This window comes from Pirellulales bacterium (assembly GCA_035656635.1).
In the GTDB taxonomy this organism is placed as follows: domain Bacteria; phylum Planctomycetota; class Planctomycetia; order Pirellulales; family JADZDJ01; genus DATJYL01.
Map to the genome: position 1 here is coordinate 1 of DASRSD010000095.1, position 11,929 is coordinate 11,929.

General features: G+C 57.1%; 7 protein-coding genes. 3 read left to right on the plus strand and 4 right to left on the minus strand.

Annotated features, from left to right (window positions below; genetic code table 11):
* A partial coding sequence (locus VFE46_08725; GenBank protein HZZ28072.1) for a dockerin type I domain-containing protein occupies nucleotides 1-1,535 on the plus strand: 1,535 nt, incomplete at its 5' end.
* 104 nt (nucleotides 1,536-1,639) lie between these two features.
* Here the strand turns inward: VFE46_08725 and VFE46_08730 are convergent.
* Nucleotides 1,640-3,400, minus strand: coding sequence for a glycosyl hydrolase family 28 protein (locus VFE46_08730; GenBank protein HZZ28073.1), 1,761 nt, complete (start codon nucleotides 3,398-3,400; stop codon nucleotides 1,640-1,642).
* Between the two features lie 350 nt (nucleotides 3,401-3,750).
* Between VFE46_08730 and VFE46_08735 the strand changes: the two genes are divergently transcribed.
* On the plus strand, nucleotides 3,751-6,894 hold the full coding sequence (locus VFE46_08735; protein ID HZZ28074.1) for a PSD1 and planctomycete cytochrome C domain-containing protein: 3,144 nt from the start codon (nucleotides 3,751-3,753) through the stop codon (nucleotides 6,892-6,894).
* Nucleotides 6,895-6,897: 3 nt separating this feature from the next.
* Complete coding sequence (locus tag VFE46_08740) at nucleotides 6,898-8,358, plus strand: DUF1501 domain-containing protein (GenBank protein ID HZZ28075.1); 1,461 nt, start codon at nucleotides 6,898-6,900, stop codon at nucleotides 8,356-8,358.
* Between the two features lie 145 nt (nucleotides 8,359-8,503).
* Here the strand turns inward: VFE46_08740 and VFE46_08745 are convergent, their stop codons facing one another.
* The 3 genes from VFE46_08745 to VFE46_08755 all read right to left on the minus strand — a co-directional run.
* Nucleotides 8,504-8,938 carry a hypothetical protein gene (locus VFE46_08745; protein ID HZZ28076.1) on the minus strand — a complete coding sequence of 145 codons (435 nt, stop codon included), beginning with the start codon at nucleotides 8,936-8,938 and terminating at the stop codon, nucleotides 8,504-8,506.
* An 11-nt stretch (nucleotides 8,939-8,949) separates the two neighbouring features.
* Nucleotides 8,950-11,109, minus strand: a complete 2,160-nt coding sequence (locus tag VFE46_08750; GenBank protein ID HZZ28077.1) for a TolC family protein — start codon at nucleotides 11,107-11,109, stop codon at nucleotides 8,950-8,952.
* Nucleotides 11,110-11,312: 203 nt separating this feature from the next.
* Nucleotides 11,313-11,929, minus strand: a 617-nt coding sequence (locus VFE46_08755; protein ID HZZ28078.1) for an efflux RND transporter permease subunit, incomplete at its 5' end; no start/stop codon positions are given.

Genomic DNA, 11,929 nt, shown 5'->3' on the forward strand with positions numbered 1-11,929 from the left:
CAACCGATGCCGATATTGGCAGCAGCAGCACCGGGGGCGCCGGACCGTTTAACGTGAATTTCGATCCGGCCAATGATTCCATTAATCCGACAACCGGTCTGCCTTATTTTCAGCCTAACGATCCTGCAAACACATCACCACCGCGGCCGTTGCCTTACGGTTACAACGATGATAATAACAGCGCTAACGGCGGAACGGACATGCCAGCTTTTGTAATTTGGCGATTGTACGTCAGTGCGGGTGAGAATACTGCCACGAACACGCTGAACATTAAAAGCGGTACGCTGATTCAACGCGATAGCGGCGGCGCCGGCAATATCAGCGCGAATAATTATGGCAGCGCCGGAACCGCCCAGGCAAATATCGGCCGCGCCGGCACGGGAATTGTTAACCAATTTGGCGGAACGTTTATTAATGAAGATAACGATATCGACCTTGGGCAAACCCAAAGCATTACGGTCAACAGTGTCGCAACTCCATCTGCCGGCAACGGCACTTGGAATTACTATGGCGGCACGCTGGAAGCAGGCCTGTTATTCTCCAGCAGCACGACCGCAGGAATTCGCCTTGGTCCAACCAGCGGGGTTGGCAATGGTCCAGCATTTTCCAGTACCGGTATTTATTCCACGGGAACCATGCGAGTTTACAATACCGGGCCGGACGGACACATCCGCGTGAACAATTTTTTAATTGGACCCAGCAGCAGTGCCGCGGGTGCAAACTCGGGTTCATTGGGCACTGTTGAATTTCATTACGGTTTGAATACGCATGGCACCGGCGGCGTGCGCACCATTCAGGTTGATCGAAATTTAGGCTTGGATAACTCGGTGACCAATAATCAATCGGCACGCCTCAACCTAGTGCTGGATGCGGCGCCGGTCGTTACCGCAGGCGTGCCGCAAAATTTGGGACTGTTTGATAACGATTTTGACGGCGATGGCACGGGCGGCATTACCGGCGCGACAGGCGAAGCCGCCACCACGCGCACTTTTTACACCGCGAACGGTTTAACGCAGTTGACCCAGGGAAGCACGGTTTCCGCAACGTTCGGTTCGTCCACTTACAACTGGACGATCAGTTACACAGGCACCATCACCTGGCCTGACGCCCCCAGCGCCAACAACACACTGGGCGCTACGGTTACTGATTCCGGAACCGGCAAAGATGTGGTGTTGATGGGCTTAAGTGTGACTTCCTCCTTGCTGGTTGGCGACATGAATTTTGACGGAAATGTTGATGCCAAAGATATCGCGGCCTTGGAACAGTCCTTAACGAACTTGAACGGTTACTTGTCGACCGATTTTGGCAACGGCACTCCTTCTTCTCACGGCGTCACTTCCGCCAACATTGGCCAATATGCGGACGTGACTGGCGCAAACAAGTTTAATAACATGGACGTCCAGGCGCTGTTGAATTATTTGCTTGCCGGCCACGGCAGCGTAACTTCTGTGCCCGAGCCATCCACGTTTGTGTTGGGCGGATTGGGGCTGGCGGCCCTTGGGCTGTGCTCAGCTCGCCGGCGAAAAGCGGCTTAATTCGACAGTGATTGCCTATCAGGCCAGTGCCCCGCATGCAAGCGCAGCGGATATTCTATCGGCAGCAATTGCTAATTAACTTCTAGTGGCGGTTGCCGAAAAACCTATTGCTCGCGGCGGCGCAACCGCAAGACAACCGCCGTCCTCAAGACAACCATGGTGCCCAGGCCTAGCATGAGCAGCGTCAACGAAGCCGGCTCCGGCACGCTGGTAGTCGAACCAAAACCGCCGGCTTGAAACAGGTTTAGCAGAGCTTGCAAATCGAGGTTATTCACGACGAAATCGTTGTTCAAATCGCCGATCACGTCCATTTGCACCGTCGTCAGATTTCCGTGCGAGGCTTCGTAGGCCGGTAAGTTCGTCAATGCCACCAGCATGGCGTTGATGTCGGAAGAATTCACGTGGCCATCACGATTGAAGTCGCCGGCCAGCAATGGCGGCGCACCGGTCGTTGAATTCGTCAGCCCGAACAAATCGGAAGGCGGAGCAGTAACCGTTAATCCCGAAAGATCGACATCGGCTCCGTAATACAACTGCATGTCGGCGCTGCCGGTAAGGTGCACGTTGCTGAACGCCAAACCGTCCAAGGCGTTGGCATACAGTTTATTTACCGGATCGGTGGTGGCATTGAGCCCGTTAATTCGAGCAACATTCGTGGCGCCGGTGGCGGTCACATTTTCATAGGAGATGTTGTACCACAGGGGAGATTGCGTATCGGTGCTGATGTCGGTCGGTGTTGCAGAACCATACGTATAGCTTCCGCTGTCGGTAGGATTGGGCGCAAAAGTGTCCCCTCCGTCGTAAAAGCTTTCGATAGCGATCGGGGTTTTCACGTTGGTCATCGTAATGTTAATGTATTTCACGTTCTGTAACGGGTGAGCCAGCCCGCCGCCTACGTCGCCCGATTGGGTCTGATTGGGATCATTCCCATCTTCGGCCTTCATCCGCAATCCGTAGGGAATGCTGTTTTTGCTGGGGTTATTGCCCAGGGCCGGATTGAACGTGCAATTGGCCACAATCATGTTCGAAACGCCAGCGGCCGTGCCGCCGCCAATGGAAATGCCATGACCGGAAATGATGGTGTTGTTGCTGATCACAATGTTGTTGCACGCGGTGCTGGCGGGCTTGGCGACAATATCGTCATCGCCGGCGGCAATGGTGCAACCCTTGATTAAGAAATTGCTGCCCGAGTAGTCAATGGCATCGGTATTGTCCAAATATGTTTTGGCCGTGCTGTTGGCGATGGAAAAGTCGTCGTTGATGTTCACGTTGCTGATCGTAACGTTGGTGTCTTTTTCGGGAACAAGATGTTCGTGGCCGGCGTTCTCGATGGTTACGCCCGAAATGAGCAGGTTGGTTACTTTCTGAAGGCTTACCAAGTTATTGCTGCTGGTGGCTGTCGCATGGCCATCGATGATGCCGCCGCCGGTAATCGCCATGTTCGAAGTGTTGGAGGAAGGGGTCGTAATTAGCGTGGCGCCGGCAGTAGAGGCTTGAAGGATCGCGTTCGTCCCAATTTGCAAGTTCACATTGCTCGCCATGGTAAGCATGCCTGACTTGTAAATTGAGGTTCCAGACGCCGGAGTAGGCAGTTGCACAATACCGCCGCCGTGGGACGAGACGTAACTGATGTACGCATTGATGACCGCCGCGTTGTTCGAACTGCCCGTGGTGGCCACCGCGCCGCCATCGATCGCGGGATTGGAGACCGTGACGTTATAAACGGTGGAGGCAATCGTCGGCAGCATGGGAGCCGCTGGTAAAATCACCGGCGCGGCGGCGTGAGCAACGTTCATTCCGGCCGCCAGCCAGGCCGCCGCTAAGAAATAAAACCCCAGCGCATAGAATTTGAAATTTGCGCGCATGCAGGCAATCGTTCGGTGCTTGTTCATCCCAGTTCCACGCCCTGCGGAAAGAATTCCGCAGGCTGCTTTTCCCCAAAATCAGCAGCTTTAGCCCGGGTTCATTATAGCAATAAACCCCCGCGTTCAAAGCAAAAAATCCCTTGAAAAGCGGGTCATCACCCATGGCCACAGACGGCTGAGGACAGCCGTCGCTACATTGTGGAGTGGCCAAATTAGGCGACCACCGGCCAACCAGATCTCTTTGTAAGCGGCGTTCCAGGGCGGTATACTGCGCTCCAACCGCGCGAGCCTGTGCGAATTTCATCCCGCGATCGCCAGTGTTCGTGCGGTCCCACCGTCGTTAGGCTTCCATGTTCGACCGATGCGTTCCGCCAATCTGGATGGTCGGTCTGGCGATCGTGGCTGGATGGTGCGCTGCATCTCTGGCTGCTGACGCTGCGCCACCGGTATCGACCGATCTTATTTCCTCGGCCCAGGGCATCCTATCGGCCCATTGCTATAAGTGTCATGGCGCCGAGAAGCAAGAAAGTGGGTTGCGGCTGGATGTCGCTGCCAATGCTTTGAAGGGAGGCGATGGCGGCGTTGATATTCGGCCCGGGCACGCCGCCGATTCACTGCTGATCGAATACGTCAGTGGCAAAGGCGACACCGTCATGCCGCCTAAAGGCGAACGACTAACGAGCGCGGAAGTAGCGACCCTTGCCGCTTGGATTAACGGCGGCGCAAACTGGCCGGCCAATTCGTCGAATGCATCGGACGGTGATCCGCGCTTGATGCATTGGTCGTATCAACCGGTGCGCCGCATCGATCCGCCGGCGGTGCAAAATCAGGCCTGGGTGCGCAACGAAATCGATGCCTTTGTGCTTTCCAAACTGGAGCACGCAGGCATTTCGCCGTCGCCGGAAGCCAGCCGGCAAACGCTCATTCGCCGGTTGAGTTTCGATTTGCTCGGCTTCCCCCCGGCGCCGCAAGACGTGAATGAATTTCTCGCCGATGCGCGCCCCGATGCCTACGAGCGCTTGGTCGATCGGCTGCTTGCGTCGCCCCATTTCGGCGAACGCTGGGGCCGGCACTGGCTCGATCGCGCCCGCTACGCCGACAGCAGCGGCTGTGCCATCGATTTGTATCGGCCCTTTGCTTGGCGCTGGCGCGATTGGGTCATCGAAGCGGTGAATCGCGATCTTCCGTTCGACCAATTCACCATCCAACAAATCGCCGGCGACTTGTTGCCCAATGCTACTACAGAAACCTGCATTGCCGCTGGTTTTCAACGGAATGCGCTGTCCAATCACGAAGCGGGCATCGATTTGGAAGCCGAGCGCGTGAAAACCACCCTCGACCGCACTTCCGCCGTTGGCACAGCCTGGCTGGGTTTGACCCTTGGTTGCGCCGAGTGCCATGCGCACAAATACGACCCGATTTCGCAGCGAGATTTTTATAGCCTGTATGCGTTCTTCGACAGTCTGGAAAATTGCCTGATCGACGCTCCGCGAACCAACGATGCAAATCAACTGGCTGCCGCACGGCAACCATTGGAAGCGGCCCGCGACAAGTTTTTGGCCGCGGGCACCGAGGGGCAATCGCAGTGGGAAGCAAAAGTTGCCGCGCAGCCGCCCGTGTGGAAAACTCCCCATGAGCTAGAACTTCCTTCATTTCGCTCCGCACACTTTGCCACGTTGCATCCGCTCGATAATGGCTCACTGTTTGTCGACGGCCGTTTGTCGAGCACCGATTCGTATACCATTGCCTGCAAAGCGCCAGTGCATAAACTGACGGCGATTCGCGTTGAATCGCTGTGCAATCCGTACCGGTTTGACCGTGGCCCGGGTCGTGGCGCCGACCAGCGCGCCGTGTTAACCGGCATCTCAGTGCAAGTGGGCCAGGCCGATAAATCCTTGCCGCTGGTGAAAGCAGAAATTGCATCAGCTCAGGCAGATTATTGCGAAAGCGGATTTGCCGCGGCCGACGCCATCCCGTGCGGCGAAACCGCCGGTTGGGCGCTGGATCAAATCGGTGTTCCCCACGCCGCGGTGTTTGTTTTATCCAAGCCGCTAGATGTGCCTGATGGCGGACGCCTTGTTGTGCGATTGGAGCAATACACGGGCAGCGGCAACAACCTGGCTCGGTTTCGAATTTCAGTCACCGATTGCGATCCCCAGCAACTGGCTGGCCCCGTTGTGCCCGACGAAATTCGCCACTTGGTCGATTTGCCTCCTACCCATAGGACCTCGGACGATCAGGCCGCACTTCAGCGGTATTATCAATCGATTTCTCAACCGGAAAATGCGGCGCTACACGACTGGAATTCGGCCCGCGCCAACTTTGCCAAGCTCTGCGGTACCTATGCCGCGCAAAGCATCTGCGAGCGCACAATTCCGCGCGAAACTTTCGTGCATCTCCGGGGCGATTTCCGCCGCCCAGGTGATAAAGTCGAACCGGCGTTGCTGTCGGCATTTAGCAAAGGTGCACCCATTTCCGCACCTGCTGCGCCGAAAAAAGAGGATGACGAGGAAGATGTCCAATTATCACCGCATCGTCTGACGCGTTTGGATTTGGCAGAGTGGCTGGTCGATCCGGCCAATCCGTTAACGGCGCGCGTGGCCGCCAACGATTGCTGGCAGCATTTGTTCGGCGTGGGCTTGGTCGATACGCCGGGAGATTTCGGCATGCAGGGCGATGCTCCTGCGCACCCCGAATTGCTCGATTGGTTGGCCAGTGAATACATCCGCTGCGGTTGGAGCCGCAAAGCGATGATCCGCCGCATCGTCACTTCGGCCACGTATCGGCAAAGCTCGGCAGCGCGCAGCGAATTGGCGGAACGCGATCCGCAGAACCGTTTGCTCGCCCGGCAAAATCGCTTTCGTTTGGAAGCGGAAGCGGTCCGCGACACCATCCTTGCAGTTAGCGGGTTGTTGAACGAGCAAATCGGCGGGCGCGGATTTTCTGCTACGCCGTCGCCCGACGATATTCCCGACGATTGGGAACCACAGCTTGCGCCGCAATCGCCCAGCGAAATTTACCGCCGCGGCATGTACGCCATCGTGAAGCGCGCCGATCCCTCTCCGCTGCTGGTCGCGCTCGATGCCCCCGATGGCGCCGCCAGTTGTCCCCTTCGCCGCCGGACAGATACGCCCATTCAATCGCTCGATTTAATGAATGATTCGGTTGTGGTGGCCGCGACGCGAGCTTTGGGAAAAAGTCTGAATGGCCCAGCATCCGCCGCCGTTTCCGTTGAAGCTTCTGCGGAGGAGACAACGGCCCAAAAAATTTCGATATTGTTCCAACGTTGCCTTTCGCGCGAGCCCACGGCAGCGGAGCAAAACAGGCTCGTCAAGTTGTTCGACGATGTCGCAGCACAATACCGCAATCAACCGGAGGAAGCGGCAAAGCTGGCACAGGTTGATCCCAAATTGTCAGACGCCGCCCAGGCAGCCGCTTGGTTTGTCGTGGCGCGCACCGTGCTCAATCTTGACGAAACCATTACCCGAGAATGAACCATGCTGGAAATTTTAGGACAGCAACCGGTGCTTAGTCGTCGTAGCCTGTTGGCCGGCGGCATTCGTGGGCTCAGCGGCATTGCTCTGGCCAGTCTCATGGCCAGCGAAGGTTTGTTGGCAGCCGATTCAAGCGGCAGAAGCGATCCCCTGGCGCCGCGCAAAACTCATTTCGCGCCCACGGCCACCAATTGTATTTTCTTTTTCATGTGGGGCGGGCCGAGCCAGCTCGATCTGTTCGATCCCAAGCCGCGGCTCACGGAACTCGATGGCCAACCCATTCCCGAATCTCTCTTGGCCAATGCGCAATTTGCCTTCGTCAAGAAAGAGACCGCCCGACTGAAAGCATCACCGTTCAAATTTCAAAAGCATGGGCAATCGGGCCTGGAGTTTTCCGAGCTTTTGCCGCAAATCGGCGGTTGCGCCGACGATATTGCGTTGGTGCGCACACTCCACTCCGAATCGTTCAACCATCGGCCGGCCCAAATTTTGCTGAATACCGGCTTCATGCGCGTCGGCCGCCCCCCGCTGGGGTCTTGGCTGGTGTACGGTTTGGGCAGCCCCTCGGAAAACCTGCCCGGCTACGTGGTGCTTAAGACGGGGCCCGAGCCCGATGGCGGCTCGTCAAATTGGTCCAACGCTTTTCTGCCGTCCGATTATCAAGGTGTGCTGTTTCGCAGCGAAGGCCCGCCAATTTTGAATGTCGACAATCCGGCCGGCTTGGATGCCGCCGCCCACCGCTCTAGTCTTGACGCGGTGGCGGAATTGAATCGGCAGCATTATGAGCAAGTGGGCGATCCCGAAATTCTCACCCGCATTGCCAATTACGAATTGGCTTTCCGCATGCAATCTGCCGCGCCGGAATTGACGGAGCTTTCAGGCGAATCTGCCGCGACACGGGAAGCGTATGGCATGAACCGCGTCGATGCCGAGGAAAAAAGCTTTGCCCGCAATTGCTTATTGGCGCGCCGGCTGGTTGAACGGGGCGTGCGGTTTGTCAACATTTATTTTGGCAATTGGGATGCGCACTTCAACTTGGTTCCCAACCACACGCGGCTGTGTAAAACGGTCGATCAGCCCATTGCCGCATTACTTAAGGACCTGAAACAGCGCGGACTGTTAGATACCACGCTGGTGGTGTGGGCCGGCGAGTTTGGCCGCACCCCGGTGGGCGAAAATCGTTCCGCCGGCGGCGAAGTGAGCGGTCGTGATCATCATCCGGGGAGTTTTTCCGTTTGGATGGCCGGCGGCGGAGTGCCCGGCGGTCGAGTGATTGGCGCTACCGACGAAATTGGCTGGAACGCCGTTGAAGATCGCATGGAAATTAACGATCTGCATGCCACCATGCTGCACTTGTTCGGGCTAGATCACAAACGGCTGACTTATCGTTATCAAGGGCGTGATTTTCGCCTGACCGACGTGGCCGGAAATGTGGTTGAGAAACTGCTGCGCAAGCCGGTTTAGAACTGCAGCCTATTTTTCGCGTTATTTGAATTGAAAACGAATGGGTGGCCGGGGTCGAGGCCGCCGAGCCCCCGGAAGTTGAGCCGTTGGGTGCTCACTTCGTTCGACCCCAGCCACCCAAAAAATCCAATTGGTCCCCTGTTTTTTATGGTTTTGCGCTCGTCGGATTGGGCGAGCTTAGGCTGCAAGAATTTGTGTTGCTGCCAGGGCAGTATGGACGATCGGGCGAGCCGCAAGTCGATCCTGGAGGCGTATAACACGGCGAAATTTCCGGCGGTGGCTTGCAGCAATAATCGTCGCAGCCGAAACCACAATACGGCGGCGTGCAGGGCAACGGTTTGCAGCAATAATCGTTCGGTCCGAAGCAGCAAACCGAACAAGGCGGACAAGGCGTCGGCTTGGGACAGTAATCGTTCGGACAAATCAGGCACGGGCGATACAACGAAATGCCTGGACAAAACCACCAGCCATGGCTGGGCGGCGCCGCCGTGGCCATTGCGCCCAAGGCGGCGCTGCCCAGGGCGACCAGTGCCAAGCACGCCACCGTTCGCGCCGGAAAATTGAGGGGCATCCGTCCCATGTTGTGGTCCGTTAGCGATATTGCGCCGCATTCGGCGGAGCGGGCAATGCCAAAACGCCTGTCGCCACCGGCGGAGTGGCCGTTGCCGGAGTGGCTATTGAGGGGACAATCGGGTAAGTCGTCATTGGGGAAGTTGCAGGCCGAGTGGTCGTCGCCATAGTGATTTGCGAATCAGAGTTTTGCAAGAAGCCCGCCGAATCAGGCGGCGGTGAGGCATTTTGCGATGTCGCGCCCAGCGGCAGTTGCGATTGTGCTTGCGGCATCCCTGCGGGCATGCCAACCGCTGGTGCCAATGCTGGCCCAACAGGCAGGCCGTTTTGTTGTCTCGACGACCACCAGTTGTAGCTTGGTGTTGTCGAAAGCGGGGGCAATGGGGACGGCAATCCCGGCAATGGCGAAGCACCCGGCCGCCGCGGCGGTGGCAACGGTCTGGGAAGCTCCAATGGTTGCGAGCTTGGCGACTGCGAGCTGGGTGGTGATGCTCCGGGCGACTGTGTCGCTGGCAATTGTGTGCCCGGCGATTGTGTGCTCGGTGATTGCGTGCCAGACGATTGAGGACTGGCCGGCCGAGGCATGGGCACGGTTTCCAGTGTTGGCGGCAGCGCATACATTACGTCTGGCGGGGGCGGTAATTCTTCATTGCAGCCCTGCAGGCGAATTTGCCATCCACCCCCTAGTGCGCGATAAACGGTAATTAGCCCCGTTCCAATTTCCCCTTCGGCCTGGGCGAGCAAATCTTGCTGCTGCACCTGAATTTGCTCGACTTGCGTCACGGTGGTGAAATCGGCGGTGCCCGCTTGATATTGCTTCAGCGCGATGTTGACCGCCTGCACCGCGCTATTGACCGAAGCCTGCTGGTGAGCGGTCCGTTCCTGCCCGCGCAAGAAGGTGACCAAACCGTTCTCGACATCTTGATTGGCGTTCAACACGCTTTGTTGGTAGGTGGCCAACAATTCTTGAAAGGACGCGTCTTGCAGCTTGACGTTGTTCAGCAGCCGTCCGTAATTGAGCAAATCCCACTGGAACGAAGGGCCCACGTTGCTATTGAGCGCCGCCGGCTCGAATAAATGACCTAAGTTTTGTGCGCTCCAGCCGAGTGTGCCCACGATTGAAATGTGCGGATAGAATTCCGAATCGGCAATGCCGATTGCCGCACACTGGGCCGCCAACCGGCGCTCCGCCGCGCGCACATCGGGCCGGCGACGCAGCAAATCGGCCGGAATGCCCACGGCCACATCTTTTGGCGTCGTGGGAATGGGCCCCTTGCCGACGCGGGCGAGCAAATCTTCCGGCGGCATGCCCATCAGGGTGCAAAGCTGCAAGATGGTTTGCCGCAGGTCAATTTGCAATTCGGAAATGGCCGCTTCGGTGGCTTCCAGCGTCGTTCGCGCCTGATCGACATCCAGCTCGCTGATTGTGCTGACTTTGAAGCGGGCTTCGACGATATCCAGCGTGTCTTTTTGAATCTTCACGTTGTCTTCGGCGTATTTAATGCGCTGTTCCAACGTGCGCATGTTCACATAGGCCGTGGCCACATCGCCCAATAGCGTGACCAAGGCGCCGTCGTAATCTTCCACCGAGGCATCGAGCAAATCGGAATTTTCTTCGATCGCCCGGCGGAAACGACCCCAAAAATCCAGCTCCCACGCCAAGTTGAATCCAAAATTCCATTGGTTGAAAAACTGCTGCCCAAACCCATTGATGCCTTGCGCCGTTTCTTGGCTGTTGGCAATGGCCAGGTAGCTGCCGGTTGCGTTTTGCGTTTGCGGAAATAAATTGCCAATAGTAATTCCCAACTGTGCCCGGGCTTCCAAAATTCGGAATCCAGCTTCGCGCAGCGTTAGGTTTTGATGATAGGCGGTGCAAACCATGTCGTTCAAAACCGGATCGTTGAAGACGGTCCACCACTGGCACATGTCGTCTTCGTCGGTTTTCACGCGCAGATCGTTGGCGTCGATCCATTGCCGGGCCACCGGTGCGGCGGGGCGACCGTAATTGGGACCAACTTTGAAGCCGTTGTGAATGTAATCGCGCCACGAAGTGCAGCCGGTCAGAAAAAACAGCATCAGAGCGCATGTGGCTAGCCACCTCCGTCGCCGGCGGGCGATTTCGGTGTTGCTAATTAGTCCGCGCCGCTGCGCACTACGTTCTTCCAATGGAACTGTGAACACGGAAGACTCGATGAGTTTTCGGAATCGGCAGAGTTACTACCATCCGCACAATTGGAATCATCGACACTTCCGGCAAACTCGAATCTGCAGCGGGCTGCTAGCGCCATATATATTGCCAAGATTGTGCAACATCCGGCTTACATGCCGCCTGCAGGCGAAAGTTTACCGATGCAGGGTGCAAGCGCTGCTAGCCTATTTGGCAATCATTCCGGCGCAGCGTATGGCGGCTGCTGAGATTCGACCGCCGGAACGTGCCGTTTTTTTGGATGGCGGTCGTTCCAGCCCTGAATGACATAAAAGAAAATTGGCGTCAAAAACACGCCGAACAAGGTTACGCCCAGCATGCCGCTGAATACGGCAATTCCCAGCGTGCGGCGCATTTCGGCTCCTGCGCCGCTGGCCACTACCAGCGGCACCACGCCGAGGATGAACGCGAAGGAAGTCATTAAAATAGGGCGCAACCGCAGCCGCACGGCATCTAACGTGGCCTCGCGGCGAGACATGCCGTTTTCGCGCTGCACCTTGGCGAACTCGACGATCAGAATTGCGTTCTTGCTGGCCAGCCCGACCAGCACCACAAAACCAATTTGCGTAAAAATGTTCACGTCGTTCCCCGCCGCCTGAATGCCCGTCACGGAAAACAACAAGCACATGGGAACCACCAAAATGACCGCCAGCGGCAGCGACCAACTTTCGTATTGCGCCGCTAACACCAAGAACACAAACAGCACCGCCAAAGCGAAAAACCACATGGCGCTGTTCCCTGCTTGCAGTTGCAAATACGCCAGGTCCGTCCATTCGTAGGCCATTGAGGGCGGCA